Origin of the sequence: Thermococcus sp. (genome assembly GCF_015523185.1) — an archaeon.
In the GTDB taxonomy this organism is placed as follows: Archaea; Methanobacteriota_B; Thermococci; order Thermococcales; family Thermococcaceae; genus Thermococcus.
In genome coordinates this window covers 1-15,398 of the sequence record NZ_WAKV01000029.1, presented here as the reverse complement: position 1 = coordinate 15,398, position 15,398 = coordinate 1, and the positions used below count along the sequence as shown (strand labels likewise).

Genomic DNA, 15,398 nt, shown 5'->3' with positions numbered 1-15,398 from the left:
TCACGGGGCCTCTTTTATGAGCCTCTCGGCGTCGTCAAGCCTGACATTGAAGCCGAAGGAGCGGAAGTAAAAGGCCGACTTTCCGCTGTTGGTGGCTATCCCCCTGTACCAGCCCCTTATTGGAGACACGACAAAGCACGAATCGGATATAATCCGGCCGTTGTAGCGCTCTATAATTTCAGTGTAGCCTAGAGCATCGGCGAGCGCCTTCACTGCCCTACTCGCGGTGATGAAGAGCGGTATTTTGAGTGGCCTTCCTCTCATCTTTAAAAGTTCGGCTATCCCTTTTACCTCTTGAATTGATGCATGAGGACAACCAATTAGAATCGTGTCTATGTCCCTCCAGTCATCCCGGAACTGCTCCCTAACGGCTTCAATATCTTTTTCCTCAACGGTTATGGTTTCCAAACTATCGTCTATCGCATCCCTGTATTCAGGTGTCTCGTTCTCGACGTGGTAGAGGGCTATTGAACCCGTTGCCGCCATTGAAGCGCCGAGTTCTTTGAGGTAATCTGTGCTCTCCGGCATGAGGCCGGTTATGTAGGGCACGTCGTTGCCAAGGGTTTTTCCTAGGTGGTAGCCGAGTGCCGAGTAATCAACGAACGTCTTTACCCTTGCCTCAACCCTCACCCTCACAGTGGCTTTCCTGTTCTCCTCGAGGTGGAGCCCGTATTCAGGTGTTTTGCCAACGATGGCTGAGGCGAGGCTTGAAGGTCCTCCCTCGCGGTTGGTTCTGGCACCTATTACAGAGTTGGCAAAGCTTACCGCCGAACTCTCGCTCCAAGCTACGTGGTCGCCGAACTTGGGCAGGTTCGCCCCGTAGTAGGGCGTGCACGTTGAGGTGACCTCTATCCCCATGGCCCTGTAAAGGTCCAGGACTTCCCTCTGCTTTTCCATGAACTCCTCATTGCCTATCCCTGCCGGGTTCAGCGTTGTATGGACACTCACCTTTGCTCCAGCGTTTACAAAGTCCCTCAGGAACTCAAGGCCAGCCTCTCCAAGGTTCTTGTAGGAAACACCGGCAATCTGTGCACTCTTTATCGGAATGAGCCTTTCGGCACCGTAAATATCCCCGAGTGCCACTAGTATTTCCATCGCCTTCTGGAGCGCGTAGCCGTATTCCCCAGCTAGAATGAGCTCCTCTTCCTTTGTCAGGTACATGACACCACCGAACCAAAAACGACGGGAGGGAATATAAATCCCGCTCCGAAAGATTTATAAAGTCTCCCCGAATGACTAACTAACGGGTCGAGCAGCGGGGTGGGGCAGCTAGGAGTGCCCGCCGGGCTCATAACCCGGAGGTCGGAGGTTCAAATCCTCCCCCCGCTACCAGATTTCTTGGGCGCTTTTGTCCCCTTGACCTTCTGCCGGTGCCCTTTTTAACCCTTCGAGCCACTTCTTAACGGTGGTTCCTATGGAGCGCGTCGTTGAGATTCTTAGGGAGACTCTGGAAATACCCTCCCCAACCGGTTACACCAAGGAGGTTCTCGCCCACATCGAGAGGAAGCTCAACGAGGCTGGAATAAAGACGTATTACACCAACAAAGGAGCTTTAATAGCGGGCAACCACCCGAAGCCCGAGCTTGTCATAGCGGGCCATGTTGATACGCTTGGAGCCATGGTGAAGGGAATCCTGCCAGATGGACACCTGAGCTTTACAAAAATCGGTGGACTTCTTCTCCCGACGTTCGAGGGAGAGTACTGCACGATAATCACCCGCTCTGGGAAGCGCTATAGAGGAACGCTCCTCCTCAAGAACCCGAGCGTCCACGTCAATAGGGAAGCAGGAAAGAAGGAGAGGAAAGAGGAGAACATGTACATCCGCCTCGACGAGCTCGTCGAGAAGAAGGAAGACACCGAGAAGCTCGGCATTAGACCGGGGGATTTTATAGCCTTCGACCCGAAGTTCGAATACGTCAACGGCTTCGTCAAGGCGCACTTCTTGGATGACAAGGCGAGCATCGCGGTTATGATTGACCTGCTTTTGGAGCTTGGAGCAGAGAAACTGGAAAAGCTCCCTGTGGCCTTCTTCTTCTCACCCTATGAGGAGGTCGGTCACGGGGGTTCCGCCGGCTATCCCTCCAGCACTAAAGAGCTACTCGTTGTGGATATGGGCGTTGTCGGCGAAGGCGTCTACGGCAAAGAAACGGCCGTCTCGATAGCGGCAAAGGACTCAACCGGTCCCTACGACTACGAGATGACTACCAGACTGATAGAGCTGGCCGTGGAGAGAGACATACCGCACGTGGTTGATGTGTTCCCCTACTACGGCTCCGATGGTTCTGCAGCATTAAGGGCCGGCTGGGACTTCAGGGTTGCTCTCATCGGACCCGGTGTCCACGCGAGCCACGGTATGGAAAGGACGCACGTTAAGGGCCTCCTCGCAACTAAGGAGCTGATAAGGGCTTACATCGAGAATAGGTTTGGGCTTTAAGTAATTGTTTACCTTTTCCATTCATCTCAGAACTCTATAAGCGGACTTTTGAGCCTCTGGTACTTCTAACATAACTTTCTGTTTCCATTTGGCCATATCCTATAATCGAACCACAATCCCGAGCTTTATTTTTGGAATTCAAACTAAAATCCGAAGATTGCACATATCTGATTATTACCGACACAAATTTGGTTTATTTTGCAAACCAAAGGGTTTTAATACACGTATTGTGTGAGTTGGTTATACAAACATGATTAATAAGCGAAAAGCTGGTGGGTATTATGGGCACTGAAAGTGACAATTTTTCAAGGTTTGAGGGATGGAGCCTCGACCCTTTTGGAGAGCTCCAGAAGCTCTGGAAGAGCATAACTGAGGGAGTCAATCTGGGCGTGCCTCACGTAGTTGGTAGGGCTACTATCAGTGAGGGCAGGATATCAGGCCTTGAGATGGAAGTGATACTCCACAGTGAGGAGAAGGAGTACTCCTTCAGGGACGGGAACGACGTTTACTTCATGGTGCCCGCCAGGCCTGCGGAAGGGGTTGAGGGCATCTACGTCGGAATCCATAGGCTACTGAGTGATGCAAAATGAAGAGGAAGAACTCTTCCGTTTCTGTTAACGCTCCAAAGGAAGCCGTTGAGGCTGTTCTTGAGGACCTTCCCTCGTTCATAACCAACTGGCCCTATGTGGTTAAGGTGAGCACAAGGAACGGGGTGAGCGCGGAGATAATGCTCCCCAGGTTCGTCTTCAAGTTCAGGGACACGTACCAGTTCGATTATCACACCGACTACAACAGCTACATCTACGACGGAACTGGAAAGAGAGGCCATCTAGTCCTCCTCGTTACCCTTAAGGAGTGGCAGAAGAGTACCAGTGTCGAACTGGAGCTTTCCTATCAGGGGAAAGGCAAGTTCTGGCTCGGGAAAACCCTCCAGGACTTTGTGGACAGGATTGGAAAGTCCCTGAAAGAGCTGGCGGAAAACAGGCCCGTTTCTGAGGAGCTGAAGGTTCCAGCCGGGAAAGAGCACGGGTTTATCTCGGAGCACGTGGACTTCTCGGACCCGATGAGCGTTGCCAACTTCCTCGCCAAGTCCCGCATGGTGCACGGTGGGCTTCACATCATCGGAAAGAACGGCTTCTTCGACCTCGTTGGAGAACTCCGCGCTAATGTGAAGGACAAGATTCTCTACATCTCGGGGATAACCAACGATGGAACCAAGTCCTTCAAGGTTCTGCTCGAGGGGAGCAGGATACTCGCCATCGAATACAGGGACGAGAACGGGCCGAAGGCCCTCAAAGTCCAGAACGAAGCTGATGCGCGGGCGGCTGTCGAGCTGGCCTCGCTGATAGAGGGAGCGTTTATGGTGAACGTTTGGGTTCCGGTTGGGGGTGTCTGAATGATAAGGAACATGAACAGCTACCCGCTCTACGACGACGGGGAGCACAAGGTATTCTGGCTCGGAATAGAGGAGAGCGAGGACGAGAAGGGGATTCTCACGAACCAGTATCTGGTCGTTGACGGAAGCGAGGCAGCTCTGATAGAGCCTGGCGGATTCTTCGTCTTCTCCAGGGTTCTTAAAAACGTCTCCTCGATAGTTCCTCCGACCCAGATAAAGTACCTCATGTACTCGCACCAGGATCCCGATGTTGTGGCCGGGCTGAACCTCTGGTTCGAGTACGCCCCGCTGGCGAAACTCGTTATCTCTGACCTTTGGGTTCGCTTCATCCCGCACCTCGCGGTTCTCAGCGCGGGAAGGACCATCGGAATCCCTGACAAAGGAGCCGACTTTAAGCTCGGGAAATCTATCATCAAAGCAGTTCCAAGCCACTATCTCCACAGTCCAGGCAACTTCTCCTTCTACGACGAGAAGAGCGGAATCCTCTTCAGCTCGGACATAGGTGCGGCGGCCTTCACGGACGGGGAGTGGTACCTCTTCGTGGAGGACTTCGACGACCATCTCCGGCACATGGAGGGCTTCCACAGGCGCTATATGAGTTCCACAAAGGCGCTGAGGGCCTGGGTGAGGCACGTCAGGAAGCTGAAGCCGAAGGTCATATCGCCGCAACACGGGGCGATTTTCAGGGACGAGCACGTCGGGAAGTTCCTCGACTGGCTGGAAAACCTTGAGGTCGGGATAGATGTTTTTGAGAAGGAGTTCTACGGGGAGTGATCCCAAAACTTTAAATATATTTTTGTGCAAATTATTTCCATGAGAATAATTCAAAGGAGAATAGAACTTAAGGCCCTGGAAGGTCAGGGCTGGAAGATGCTTTATGGTAGAAGGAAGACCGGGAAAACATTCCTCGTTCAGAATTTCCTCGATTACGACGAGTTCTTCTTTGTGGGCAGGGATGGTGTGGTTTACGACAGGACAAACGGGGGGACGATGACAAGCGCCGAGTTCATTAACCTGTTCCCAAGATTCTTAAAGAGAGGAAGGGTAGTGGTTGACGAGTTTCACCGCCTTCCAAGTAGATTCCTCGATGTTCTACACGCGTATTCCGGAAGGGGAGAGCTCATCTTGGTTACCTCTACCCTGTGGCTTTCAAGGAGGGTTCTGCTCAGTAAAGAAAGTCCGTTGCTTGGAATAGTCACACCGGTCAGGGTTGGTCTGATAGACGAGAGGGAAATCTTGGTGGAGCTTTCCAGGGAGCTGGGAGGAAGGGAGCTCGTCGAGGCATCTGCCTACCTCCGCGAGCCACTTCTCATCCAGCCGTACAGACCCTCCCTGAGAGAGTTCCTAACCGATTACCTTTTCTCCGCGGGTTTGATGATAAGGGAGTTGATAGGGGAGACCTTCACGGAGGAGGTGAAGGAACTAACCGCGGTCTACGAGGTGATAATGAAGGGGATTGCCGACGGAAAGAGGACGAGCACCGAACTTTCGTCTCTCCTTTATTCGCGGGGTCTCATAGAGAAGGACAACCCCGGGGTTCTCCAGAGGTATCTGCTGATCCTGACAGACATGGGGATACTCAGAAAACTTCCCGTGACTGGTAAGAGGAGAAGGAAGTTCTCATATCAGCACTCGTCACCGCTCCTCGACCTGCATTTTTACCTGGAAGAAAAATACGCATACACCGAGCTCGAAACCCCGAGGGAATTCATAGCGCGGGCCGTTAACGAGAAGGTTCCAAAGGCGGTGGAAGGCTTTGTGGAATCCTTGCTGTCGAAGGTCTATGGACTGAGACCAGTTAGGATAGAAAAGCCGAAGCTTGAGCTTGACATCGCCCTCCAAGGCTTTAATCGGCTGGAGCTCGTTGGTGAGGTCAAGTGGAAGAAGCGTGTTAAAAGGGAAGAAGTCAGGAGGCTAGAAGACAGACTCGGAAAATTCAAATGCAGAAGGGTCCTCATCGTGCCATCGGAAGACGTGCTCGAAAAGAAACCCGAGGACATCGAGGTCCTAACACCCGAGGAGCTCTTGGAACTAGCCAGGGAGAGCCTCAAAAATATGGAGAGGAAGTAATCACTCAATCTTCGCCCCGCAGACGGGACAGAACTTAGCTCCCTCAGGAACTATGTGGCCGTTGGGACAGCGCTTGATTTCGTGCCCGCAGTAGGGACAGAAGCGCGCTCCAGGTGGAATTGGCTTGCCACAGTACGGACAGATTTCCTGCTGGCCCTGCTGTGTAGCTGGAGCGGACTGCTGTGGCCCCCCAGGTGTTCCGGCATAGGGTTGAGCTGGTTGTGCCGGCTGGGTCGGTTGCTGGAAGAGCTGAGGAACTAGGACCATCCCGGTTCCCATTCCTGCCCCGGGGCTCTTTCCGAGTTCAGCAGCGACTTGCTTTACCGTGTCCATCTGCATCACTGCCTGAGCGTTGCCCGTCTGCATGAGCCAGAAGAGCCTCTGGCGCCACTCATCGGTGGTGTTGACGCCCTCAATTTTCACATCTACCAGCTCAAGGCCGAGCCTTCTGAAGTCCTCCATAAGCTTTACCTTAACTTGGGTGCTCACCATGTCAAGGTTCTGGAAGAGGTCAACTATTGAGTAAGTGGAAAGGTGCTTCATCATGCCCTCGTTGAAATAAGCGCGAATGAACTTTGTAACGTCCTGAGCGTCGTAGAGGCTTTGCCCCCCGACCACCTCGGTTATGAAGAGAACCGGGTCGGCAACCTTGAACCAGTAGACGCCGTAGTACTTGACCGGAGCCAGCTCCCTCGTCTGGGTTTCTCCTCCGTATCGTCCCTGGAACTGCTTGGTGCTGACGAAGATTATAGTGGCCTTGAAGGGGCTGTTGCTCCCCCCTACGAGCTTGTAGAGGAGTGGCAAGTTTTGCGTCGTTAAGGTATGCCTTCCCGGGCCGAGGACGTCGTAGATTTTTCCGTCGCGCATGAAGACCGCTACCTCGTACTCGTGGACTATCAGCTGGGCGCCCCACTTTATGACCTCGTTCGGATAGCGCCAGATTATCTCGTCTTCCCCAGGGTTGACCCATTCTATCACCTGAACCATATTACTCACCCACCGCGAAGCTCATCCTCTGGCTCAAAACCTCTTCGAAGTTAACGAGCTTGTCGTCGAGGTTTAGCACAGCTATTCCAATGGACTGGGGGTTTGCAACCTGCGCGTTCAGGTTCTTAGCCTCGTTGAGTATCCCCTCAGCCAGCTCAATCATCTTGGCGTCGTACTCTATGAGCCTCTTTATCTCCTCCTCCCTGAACTTAATCCTGTCGAAGTAACCGCGGTAGCCGGCCTCCGCATGTCTGACCCTGCTCTCAAGCATCATAAGCTTCTTCCTGAGGTTCTCAATGGCCATAAGTTGCTGGCAGTTTACCATCGCGCACCTTTGAAGTGCCCTCTCCATTTCCCTCTTGGCCTGGCTGAGTATCTCCGCGACCTTGCCCCTGATTAGCCTGTCGTCCTCCCTCAAAAGTTCCTTCTTCTTGTATCCGTGGAAACCGGGAATCACGAGCTCAAGCTTTTCAACAATCGAGGTTTCCTTCCCCATGTTATCACCTCAAATCGGCTGGAAGTAAAGGTTTCCGGAGCGACCCTTCATGACACCGCTTACTATCCTCTTCTTCACGGCACCCTTTGAGCCTATCCCCCAGGCCCCGGCAATGCCCGGGATAACTCCCCCAAGAATTCCCCATGGCGTTCCAAACATAGCTGAGGCTATTACACCCAGAACCGCCCCCGCTCCAACGACGCCCATCGCTAGGGCGGTTGCCTTCTTCCTGGCCCCGCTCTCCAGCGGGTACTCCGCGGAGATGACCCTCCCATCGGTTCCGTCAACGTAGCCCCAGTATTCTTTATCTCCGTACTCGTAGCGAAGCTCCCAAAGGGGGTAATGAACTAAACCGAGGTAGCGAACCTCGAGCTCAAGTTCCTCCTCGCTTATATGCTTGTCCTCCTGACTTCCCTCTCCCTTCAGGGCGTTTATCAAAGCCACCCTCGCCAGCTCCTCCGCCTCTTCTCTCGACACCTCGGGCTCGTAGTAGTGGCCTTTCTTCACGATGTCCTCGTTGAAGAAGACCTTCCCCCTAATCGGGAAGGGATAACCTTGAAGGAGGCTCTCGAAGGGAGAACCCGCCGGAATTCCCATGAACTGGACTTCCTCAACGCTCTCCCATCTTCTGCTCCTCCCATGGAGGTAGAAGAAGTAAACCGGAACCCAGTGAAGTTCCTTTTTGGTTATCCTCGCCCCCGTTATGTCCGCCGGAGCACCGTACTGCCTTGAGAGGAACTTGAGGAGAACTCCGCCTGCGTCTTTTTTCATCGGCGGGAAGAAGAAGTGTTCACCAGTCTTTTTGGTATGAACGTGAAACGTCGTTCCGCAGTAGGGACAGGTTGCCACCTCAACGGTATCGGGAACTTTGAACTTGGCCGAGCAGGTGGGACAGGTGACCTCCACTTCAACCACCCCTCTCGACGCGCTGGCCTTCGAGGACTTTAAAACCGAAGTAACCGCTCAGAACTGAGCCTATTCCAAGGGAGAAAGCCCCTATGCCCAGGTCGTTTACTCCCGCCCCGTAGGCAACTCCAAAGGCCCCAATGAGAAGCCCAAGCACTACACCGCCGAGGTACTCGGCCCTCCTCAGGGTGGACATGGGTTCGGTTGATGCCACCCTCTTTCCGTCCCAGCCCGAGAAGACCGAATGGTATATCGAGTTCTCAAACTTGTAATAGACGGTCCACATCGGCAGGAGCACGAGGCGCGTGTAATTAGGTTCCCCTGCCTTTACATCGAAGAGGTCTATCCTGTCAGCCTTCGCGGAATAGCGGTTCCTTATGACGTCTATCGCGTCTTCCCTCATCATCAGCTTCGCCTGCTCCTCGTCCATCTCGGTGTTGAGTATCTCAAGCTTGAGCCTCTCCCACTGGCCCTCGTCGAGGTCGAGCAGGCGCTTCTCCTCGGGATTTGTCTTGGAGTAGTGTTTTATGATGTCGTCAACGCCGAAGCTCGCCACCTGTCTCCTGGCGGGTCCTATCAGGTGAAGCGTCTCATCAACGTGGTCGTGATAGTGCCTCTCGACGGTGTGGCATCTAGTCTCGGTTTTTCCCTCGCTGTCGGTGTAGGTGTGGCACTCCTCCTCAAGAACCGTATACTCAACGTCTCCCTCGACGTGAACGTCCCCAACCCAGTAGGGAGCGTAGTGGCCTTCGATTTCCACTATTTGGATGGAGTCCTTAATCCGCCTAAGGTCAAAGTCCCTCTCAACGGTTCGCCAGAACGCTTCCGCTATCTGGTTTTTGTTCATTGATGGAACGATGAACATGTCCTCCGTCCTGAGGTTTCCGGTGATGTGGTTCGGAAAACCACAGTAGGGACAGACGGCAACGATTGTCTCGGGGGTCACCTCAAGGGGCGCCCCACAGCGTTCGCACTTATATGCCTCCATAAACATCACTCATTTACCTAATGTTCACATTGTATTTAAGGATGTTCTTTTTGGGAGTTTACTGTCCCTAAAAAGGCGTTCGATAAGCTCAACGACCCTCGGAACGGCATCCTTGACTTCATCGCTAAGCTCCATGCCGAGGTCTATCTCCTTTGCCACGATGCCTACGAAGTGTATCTCGGCCCTTTTTAAGCGCTCATCGAGCTCCATCAAAAGCCTTAACCCCTCGATAGCCCCCATGAAGTGAGCACTCCTTATCTCCGCCTTTAGTTTTTCAAAAACTTCCTCCCCCCTCAGATGAACTATTTCACCCGCTTCAAGCTTATCGCTGAGTATTGCATCAACTATCACAATCCTGTCCTCTCCTTTGTAGTGGTTGGCCAAGAGGAAGACGTCGGTTCCGGCTTCGAGAACGTTGTAGCCCCTCTCCTTGAGAACCCTGCCAACTTTAAGTCCAACTCCATCGTCCCTCATGAGTTCGTTTCCGAGGGCGAGAACCAGTGTCCTCATACATCTCCCCAACTGGGTTCCCCCCCGATGTTTATGAAGTTTTATCAAAACCCTTATAAATACAACTGATAGTCGTTATAATGATATTAAAGAAATTTGTGAGGGATGTTCCTATGGTAAAGAAGATTGCTTCCCTTGTTCTTCTCCTGGCTGTTTTCTCAGCCGGGTGCCTCGGGCAGGCTGGAAGAAACTCATCGACTTCTCAGAGCTTTTCCCTCAACGTTACGGAGGTTCCGTTTAAAGTCCCCATCAACATAACGGCCGTAACGGTTAACGTCACAGCAGATTTCATAGGCTACCGTCACCTAATTGTTCACTACTCGTATCCAGTGATATTCATAAAGGTCGGTGAGACCGTTTACAACGTCTCGACTTTCAGGCTCTCAAATGATGTATACATGGTTCCCACATACATGATTCCAGCTTATGAGTACAACGAGTCCCGCGAGCCCCTTTCACTGACGGCGTTCCTCAACAACGGCTCTATCGTTCTTCTGAATATTAGGGTCTCAGGAGTCCCCAACAGAACCGTTGATATGACGGTCAACTACGAGGTCGAGAAGAACGGAACCAACTACATTGTGAGACCCCTTAGCTGGTCCGTGAAAAAGATAGCCCTGTGGAACGAGATGTTCAACGTTACAGTGAAGTTGCGCGAGCCCATGCAGATTGCCAACGCTCCCCAGGTTGAGTTTATAAACGGAACGTATGTTCTGCCCAACGTCTGTAAATCCAAGAGCGGGGACATGGCTATCGTTTACAGGTACTCAATAGGGGACGTTTACATCGTTGGGCCCACAGGAGATGGCTTCGTTGGCAAGGTTTACTTCCCCTGCGAGAGAATGACTGGATGATATTCTTTTTTGTTTTTTGTTCATACGCCTAACAACTGGATTCCCTCTTCTTTCACCGGGATTTTAAAATCATCATCGAGCGTCGCCAGGGAAAAGTCGTGCTCCATGCAGGTCGCCAGGATTAAGGCGTCTTTCGGGAGCATGGCGTATTTCCTAATGAGGTCTCTGGCTATCAGAGAAGTTTTCTCACCGAGCTCCACAAAGGCGTATTCTTCAAGGGCTTCAAAAACAAGGTCAAGCTCTTCAGGTAGCTTTTCAGGCTTTCCCTTCAGGCTTCTCAGAGATCACCGGGATAGAAGCCGAGAAGCAGATAAACGACCTCACTGAAGACTATTGAATTAATGAAGAGAACTACATCTGAGTCCATTAAACGCAGGATGATGTCCTTGGCTTTGGAATTTCCCATGAAGTGCTCAAGGAGAATCTAGGTATCGAGCAAAACGCCCTTTATAAATCTCCCCCTTCAGTTCCTTCCACGTTTTTTCGGTCTTGATGATTCCAAAGAGCTTTTCCATTTTTTCTTTAGCCCCTCCCTGTTTCGCAGGTATTTGGCCATCTCCTCGACCTCTTTTTTGAAGGTTTCCTCATAACCATCGGGAACGACGACTGATTTTAGTTAATTTAAAGACCTTAAAAAAAAGTTGAGAGGTCAGAGCTTTGCAACGTGCACCGAACAGGAGATGCACGGGTCATAGGCCCTTACGACCATCTCAGCCAAAAGCTTCAGCCTCTCTGGGTCGTCGTTGTAGTGCTTCTCGGCCATCATTCTGACATGCTCCTCCATCATCGCTAGGTTGAAGGCTGTTGGTGTTATGATGTCCGCGTAGGAAATCCTTCCGTTCTCAACTTTGAGAGCGTAGACGAGTATTCCACGCGGTGCTTCCGTGGTAGAGACGCCAAAGCCGTCCCTAATCCTTACCTCGTCTTTGGCTCTGAAGGGCCATTTGGCGAGGGCATTATCAATGAGGTCGATTCCGCGCTCGATGAAGTACACCAGCTCCAGCGCCTGGGCGAGGTTATTAGCGAAGGGATTCGTTGGGCGGAGCAGGTCTCTGTGGCCCTCGTAAAGTTCCTTAGCTTTCCCGTAGAGGAGACTCGAGTTATTGACGACGCGCGATATGGCTCCAACCATGAAGGGCTTTTCGTGGTAGTGAGAGTGTTTCGCAAAGCTGTGTTCAACAACGAACTCCTTTATGTGCTCCCTATACTCTTCACTCGGGAACTCGTTGCCGTCGCTAGCCTTTATATAGTCGCCGTAGATTCCGTAAGCGTTGTCCCTCGGTTTTACCGCCAAGTGGGTTATCGGCCCCTCAACTTCCTCGTACTGCTTAAGATTCGCGAACAGCTCGAAGGTGTATTCCGCTTTAGGTAAAGCTTCCTTCAGGCGCTCCTTCATTTTCTCAAGAATGCTTTTGTCGGGAAGCTTTCCAAAGCCACCTAGGATGACGTTCTCCTGGTGGATTGCCCTTGAGCCAAGAACGTCCATAATCCAGCTTCCAAGATTTTTAAGCTCTAAAGCTATGCTTATCTCCTTCTTGTATTCCTCAACCATGTGAAGTGGCCCGGAGTAGCCGAGGTAGTCGGGCAGAACGAGGAGGTAGAGGTGAAGCGCGTGACTCTCTATCATATCGCCTATGTAAAGAACTTCCCTTAAGGCCTGAATCTCCTCGTGTGGAGTAAATCCTACCGCTTTCTCGGCCGCTTCGACCGCAGTCAGCTTGTGGGCGGCGGAACAGAAGGAGCATATCCTTGGATAAACCGCCAGGGCCTCCTCAAGTTTTTTGCCTATGGTTATTGCCTCGAAAAACCTTGGCCCCTCGATGATGTTGAGCTTGACTTCCTTGACGCCGTCCTCTCCAATCAGTATCTCAACCCCGCCTTTGCCTTCCACTCTCGCTATGTGGTCAACGGTGATTGGGAGGTAGAGATTTTTCATGCTCATTCTTTCACCCCCTCGAATATCTTGTTAACCATTTCCTCGACCTTTGGATTGTGGGCGTTGAAAATCTTCATTCTCTCCAGGATTTCTTCCTTGGTCAGGCCCTTCTCCCTGAAGACTCTCGCAAGCGAGTCGAACCAGGCAACGTCGTAGCCTATCGCGCCCCTGCAACCGATGCACGCTATACCGTAAGCAGGACAGCGGGCGTTACACCCGGCCCTTGTTATCGGGCCGAGGCAGGGCTCACCCTTCTCTAGGAGCACGCACGGATTTCCGTTCAGCCTGCACTCAAGGCAGACTGGGTAGTCTATGTCCTCCGGCCAGGAACCTATCAGGAATGTCCCGAGGGCGTAGAGGAAGTCCCTCTTCTCTGGTGGACAGCCGTAGATGTTGTAATCTACCTTGATGTATTTCGAGACCGGCTCGGCCATTTTGGGCTGGAACTTGACCTTGGCATCGCCGTAAACCGTCTTCCAGAGCTCCTCAAGGGGTTTATCCTTTTCCCAGCTCTGAACACCGCCCTGGACTGCACAGGAACCGACGGCCACCACTATTTTAGCGTTCTCCCTGATTTTTTTCACCAGCTCAACCTCTTCCTCCGTTGAGACGCTTCCCTCGATGAAGGCTATGTCAACTGGCTCATCCTCGACGCTGTTTCTGTCAAGCATGTACCAGCAGACGATTTCGGCGTTTGGAATAAGTTGTAGGAGCTCATCCATCATAGCCAACTGGAGCTGACAGCCGTAACATGAGGTTAAAGCGTAAAACCCAATGCGGATTTTTTTCTCTTCCATAACCACCACCTCAGTCGAGCAGGCCGGGCGTTGAAACTATATCGAAGTAGCCGAAGACGGGCCCGTCTTTGCAGACGTACTTCCAGCTCGTGCTCGTTCCGGCAACGCAGTGGCCACATTTTCCGATTCCACACTTCATCTTCCTCTCTAGTGTTACGTAGATGTTCTCCGGCCGGTAGCCGTATTCTATGAGGGCTTCAAAGACTGACTTATACATCCTCGGGGGACCGCAGATGGCTATGGCCGTCTTCTTCGGGTCGGTGTTTGCCTCGGGGATAAACTTCTGGGGCCTGCCGTGTCTCCCGGGCCAGTCTGGGTCTCTGGTTACGCTCTGGATTATTTTGACGTTCTCAGCTTCCGCCAAGTCCTTCATTGCCTCAAGCTCCTTGTAAAAGAGCAGGTCCTTACCGTAGCGGGCGGTGTTGATGAATGTTATGTTGCCGTACTTCCAGCGGTTATCCATCGCGTAAAGGAAAACGCTCCTCAGTGGAGCCGTTCCGAGGCCCGCGGCGATAAGTAGCAGGTCCATACCCTCCCATTCGTCCACAGGGAAGCCGTTGCCGTAGGGGCCGCGAACTAAAACCGTATCTCCGGGCTTAAGCCTGTGGACGACAGTTGTCACCCTTCCCGCTTTTCTGATGCACAGCTCAAAGAATCCCCTTCTCATCGGCGAGGAGCAGATGCTTATTGGCACCTCCCCAACGCCGGGAATGGTCAGCTGGACGAACTGGCCCGGCCTGAAGACCCACTTCTCGGCTATCTTCGGGTCCTCAAAGCGGAACAGGAAGAGCTTTTCCTTTTCCGTGAGTTTGTAAACTTTCAAAACCTTAGCTCTGTGGAGGGCGTAGGGGTTATCGTCGGGCATCATAATATCCTTGGGCACGACCTCGCTCATACGTCCTCACCCCTGATGTTTTCTGCATAGGCAAAACCTTTCTTCGGAATCTCCTCGGCTATCTTTGTCGGACAGGAGCGCTCCTCAAGGCCGAGAATGACACGCAGATTCCTCACAAAGCTAATCCCTGCTGGACAGAATGCCGTACAGCGGCCACAGCCGACACAGAAGCTTAGACCGAGCTTTTCGTTGTAGGAGTTCTTGCAAAGGTAGCGGTTTCTAAAGCGGTCCTTTTTGGTTGGTCTAAAGTTGTGACCGCCGGCAACTAAACCGTGACTTCTGAACTGGCAGGAGTCCCAGCGCCGTTCCCTATAGCCTGTAACGCCGTCGAGGTTTACGATGTCCTGCACCTCATAACAGCGACAGGTGGGGCAAGTGGTATTGCATATTCCACATGCCAGGCATTTCTCGCTCTCCTCATCCCACATGGGGTGCTCCATTTCGAGCTCAAGGAGATACCTCAGGTCACTCCAGTCCTCGTGGTACCTGAAGGCCTCGCTTCTCTTCCTCTCGAACTCCCTGAAGGCGCAGATGTCCTCGGTGGTGACCTCTTCAAAGAGCTCGATGTTCTTGTCAACTATTCTGTGACCTGTGGGGGTTCCAACCCTGACCAGCCAGCCGTCGGGGAGCTCGTGGAGGAAGAGGTCGAAGCCGTCGTCGGCAAAATCGGTCTCCCTTAGGTTGCAGAAGCAGTACTCATCTGGCATGCAACTTATCCCGATTATGATTCCCTTCTCCCTGCGAACCCTGTAATACTTGTCGGGAAGCTCATCGAGATAAACTGTGTCGAGTATCTTAAGCCCGAAGATGTCGCAGGCGTGGACGCCGAAGATCACGAAGGGTTCAACGTCTTCTATGGTTTCCCTGTACTCCGGCTTCCCCAGGTCGAACTCGAAGAGCTTCTCCCTCGGCTTGAAGAAGAACTTCTTCGGTGGCATTATCGTCCTCGTGTAGTGGAACTCGACCTTCCTGACATCATCGACCTCCCTGAAGTCGTAGAACTTTTCTGAAATCCTTACCGGGGCATAGAGCTTGCCCCACTCCTTGAGCCTCTCAAGGAACTCGTAGGTGTGTTCTTTCGGCAACTTAACGTATCTCAACCCAATCACCTCCGATGAACATAAACATA

The 15,398-nt window shown here is 52.4% G+C and carries 18 protein-coding genes and 1 tRNA gene; 7 read left to right on the top strand and 12 right to left on the bottom strand.

Annotated features, from left to right (window positions below; genetic code table 11):
* A complete protein-coding gene (locus F7B33_RS03345; protein ID WP_297073088.1) occupies window positions 1-1,161 on the bottom strand; it encodes an aconitase X catalytic domain-containing protein in 1,161 nt (386 codons plus the stop codon).
* A gap of 93 nt (window positions 1,162-1,254) precedes the next feature.
* Between F7B33_RS03345 and F7B33_RS03340 the strand changes: the two genes are divergently transcribed.
* The 6 genes from F7B33_RS03340 (at window position 1,255) to F7B33_RS03315 (ending at window position 5,900) form a co-directional block, all read left to right on the top strand.
* A tRNA-Met gene (locus F7B33_RS03340) sits at window positions 1,255-1,332 on the top strand.
* A gap of 82 nt (window positions 1,333-1,414) precedes the next feature.
* A complete protein-coding gene (locus F7B33_RS03335; protein WP_297062338.1) occupies window positions 1,415-2,434 on the top strand; it encodes a M42 family metallopeptidase in 1,020 nt (339 codons plus the stop codon).
* A gap of 281 nt (window positions 2,435-2,715) precedes the next feature.
* A complete protein-coding gene (locus F7B33_RS03330) occupies window positions 2,716-3,024 on the top strand; it encodes a hypothetical protein (RefSeq protein WP_297062336.1) in 309 nt (102 codons plus the stop codon).
* Window positions 3,021-3,830, top strand: coding sequence for a hypothetical protein (locus tag F7B33_RS03325; protein WP_297073086.1), 810 nt, complete (start codon window positions 3,021-3,023; stop codon window positions 3,828-3,830). The genes F7B33_RS03330 and F7B33_RS03325 overlap by 4 nt, the downstream gene beginning before the upstream one ends.
* Window positions 3,831-4,604: an MBL fold metallo-hydrolase gene (locus F7B33_RS03320; protein WP_297073084.1), complete on the top strand. Its 774-nt coding sequence runs from the start codon at window positions 3,831-3,833 to the stop codon at window positions 4,602-4,604.
* Window positions 4,605-4,643: 39 nt separating this feature from the next.
* A complete protein-coding gene (locus F7B33_RS03315) occupies window positions 4,644-5,900 on the top strand; it encodes an ATPase (RefSeq protein WP_297073082.1) in 1,257 nt (418 codons plus the stop codon).
* Here the strand turns inward: F7B33_RS03315 and F7B33_RS03310 are convergent, their stop codons facing one another.
* The 5 genes from F7B33_RS03310 to F7B33_RS03290 are packed head-to-tail and all read right to left on the bottom strand — an operon-like array spanning window position 5,901 to window position 9,787.
* On the bottom strand, window positions 5,901-6,887 hold the full coding sequence (locus F7B33_RS03310) for an SPFH domain-containing protein (protein ID WP_297062421.1): 987 nt from the start codon (window positions 6,885-6,887) through the stop codon (window positions 5,901-5,903). It lies immediately after the preceding gene.
* A gap of 1 nt (window position 6,888) precedes the next feature.
* Window positions 6,889-7,383: a hypothetical protein gene (locus F7B33_RS03305; RefSeq protein WP_297073080.1), complete on the bottom strand. Its 495-nt coding sequence runs from the start codon at window positions 7,381-7,383 to the stop codon at window positions 6,889-6,891.
* A gap of 9 nt (window positions 7,384-7,392) precedes the next feature.
* Window positions 7,393-8,289, bottom strand: a complete 897-nt coding sequence (locus F7B33_RS03300) for a hypothetical protein (RefSeq protein WP_297073078.1) — start codon at window positions 8,287-8,289, stop codon at window positions 7,393-7,395.
* Window position 8,290: 1 nt separating this feature from the next.
* Window positions 8,291-9,283: a hypothetical protein gene (locus F7B33_RS03295; RefSeq protein ID WP_366927515.1), complete on the bottom strand. Its 993-nt coding sequence runs from the start codon at window positions 9,281-9,283 to the stop codon at window positions 8,291-8,293.
* Window positions 9,284-9,301: 18 nt separating this feature from the next.
* The gene (locus F7B33_RS03290) at window positions 9,302-9,787 is read right to left on the bottom strand and encodes a hydrogenase maturation protease (protein WP_297073076.1); all 486 of its coding nucleotides are present in this window, start codon (window positions 9,785-9,787) and stop codon (window positions 9,302-9,304) included.
* An 80-nt stretch (window positions 9,788-9,867) separates the two neighbouring features.
* Here F7B33_RS03290 and F7B33_RS03285 point away from each other — a divergent pair, with 80 nt between their 5' ends.
* Window positions 9,868-10,641 carry a hypothetical protein gene (locus F7B33_RS03285; protein ID WP_297062414.1) on the top strand — a complete coding sequence of 258 codons (774 nt, stop codon included), beginning with the start codon at window positions 9,868-9,870 and terminating at the stop codon, window positions 10,639-10,641.
* Window positions 10,642-10,661: 20 nt separating this feature from the next.
* On the opposite strand, the gene F7B33_RS03280 is transcribed toward F7B33_RS03285, so the two are convergent.
* The 6 genes from F7B33_RS03280 to hydB all read right to left on the bottom strand — a co-directional run bounded on the left by F7B33_RS03280 (window position 10,662) and on the right by hydB (window position 15,369).
* Window positions 10,662-10,841 (bottom strand): PIN domain-containing protein, encoded by a 180-nt coding sequence (locus F7B33_RS03280; protein WP_366927514.1) that lies wholly within the window; start codon window positions 10,839-10,841, stop codon window positions 10,662-10,664.
* Between the two features lie 77 nt (window positions 10,842-10,918).
* Window positions 10,919-11,047: a hypothetical protein gene (locus F7B33_RS03275; RefSeq protein WP_297062413.1), complete on the bottom strand. Its 129-nt coding sequence runs from the start codon at window positions 11,045-11,047 to the stop codon at window positions 10,919-10,921.
* Between the two features lie 243 nt (window positions 11,048-11,290).
* Window positions 11,291-12,577 (bottom strand): NADPH-dependent hydrogenase/sulfhydrogenase 1 subunit alpha, encoded by a 1,287-nt coding sequence (gene hydA, locus F7B33_RS03270; RefSeq protein WP_297073113.1) that lies wholly within the window; start codon window positions 12,575-12,577, stop codon window positions 11,291-11,293.
* Between the two features lie 2 nt (window positions 12,578-12,579).
* A complete protein-coding gene (gene hydD / locus F7B33_RS03265) occupies window positions 12,580-13,374 on the bottom strand; it encodes an NADPH-dependent hydrogenase/sulfhydrogenase 1 subunit delta (protein WP_297062446.1) in 795 nt (264 codons plus the stop codon).
* Between the two features lie 10 nt (window positions 13,375-13,384).
* Window positions 13,385-14,269, bottom strand: a complete 885-nt coding sequence (gene hydG / locus F7B33_RS03260) for an NADPH-dependent hydrogenase/sulfhydrogenase 1 subunit gamma (protein ID WP_297062411.1) — start codon at window positions 14,267-14,269, stop codon at window positions 13,385-13,387.
* Window positions 14,266-15,369, bottom strand: a complete 1,104-nt coding sequence (gene hydB / locus F7B33_RS03255) for an NADPH-dependent hydrogenase/sulfhydrogenase 1 subunit beta (protein ID WP_297073074.1) — start codon at window positions 15,367-15,369, stop codon at window positions 14,266-14,268. Before hydB ends, hydG begins: the two co-directional genes overlap by 4 nt.
* Between the last annotated feature and the right edge of the window lie 29 nt (window positions 15,370-15,398).

Excerpts from the sequence above, each read along its gene's own strand:
- F7B33_RS03345 (WP_297073088.1), bottom strand. The coding sequence starts at position 1,161 with ATGTACCTGACAAAGGAAGAGGAGCTCATTCTAGCTGGGGAATACGGC.
- F7B33_RS03335 (WP_297062338.1), top strand. The coding sequence starts at position 1,415 with ATGGAGCGCGTCGTTGAGATTCTTAGGGAGACTCTGGAAATACCCTCC.
- F7B33_RS03330 (WP_297062336.1), top strand. The coding sequence starts at position 2,716 with ATGGGCACTGAAAGTGACAATTTTTCAAGGTTTGAGGGATGGAGCCTC.
- F7B33_RS03325 (WP_297073086.1), top strand. The coding sequence starts at position 3,021 with ATGAAGAGGAAGAACTCTTCCGTTTCTGTTAACGCTCCAAAGGAAGCC.
- F7B33_RS03320 (WP_297073084.1), top strand. The coding sequence starts at position 3,831 with ATGATAAGGAACATGAACAGCTACCCGCTCTACGACGACGGGGAGCAC.
- F7B33_RS03315 (WP_297073082.1), top strand. The coding sequence starts at position 4,644 with ATGAGAATAATTCAAAGGAGAATAGAACTTAAGGCCCTGGAAGGTCAG.
- F7B33_RS03310 (WP_297062421.1), bottom strand. The coding sequence starts at position 6,887 with ATGGTTCAGGTGATAGAATGGGTCAACCCTGGGGAAGACGAGATAATC.
- F7B33_RS03305 (WP_297073080.1), bottom strand. The coding sequence starts at position 7,383 with ATGGGGAAGGAAACCTCGATTGTTGAAAAGCTTGAGCTCGTGATTCCC.
- F7B33_RS03295 (WP_366927515.1), bottom strand. The coding sequence starts at position 9,283 with ATGTTTATGGAGGCATATAAGTGCGAACGCTGTGGGGCGCCCCTTGAG.
- F7B33_RS03290 (WP_297073076.1), bottom strand. The coding sequence starts at position 9,787 with ATGAGGACACTGGTTCTCGCCCTCGGAAACGAACTCATGAGGGACGAT.
- F7B33_RS03285 (WP_297062414.1), top strand. The coding sequence starts at position 9,868 with ATGATATTAAAGAAATTTGTGAGGGATGTTCCTATGGTAAAGAAGATT.
- F7B33_RS03275 (WP_297062413.1), bottom strand. The coding sequence starts at position 11,047 with ATGGGAAATTCCAAAGCCAAGGACATCATCCTGCGTTTAATGGACTCA.
- hydA (WP_297073113.1), bottom strand. The coding sequence starts at position 12,577 with ATGAAAAATCTCTACCTCCCAATCACCGTTGACCACATAGCGAGAGTG.
- hydD (WP_297062446.1), bottom strand. The coding sequence starts at position 13,374 with ATGGAAGAGAAAAAAATCCGCATTGGGTTTTACGCTTTAACCTCATGT.
- hydG (WP_297062411.1), bottom strand. The coding sequence starts at position 14,269 with ATGAGCGAGGTCGTGCCCAAGGATATTATGATGCCCGACGATAACCCC.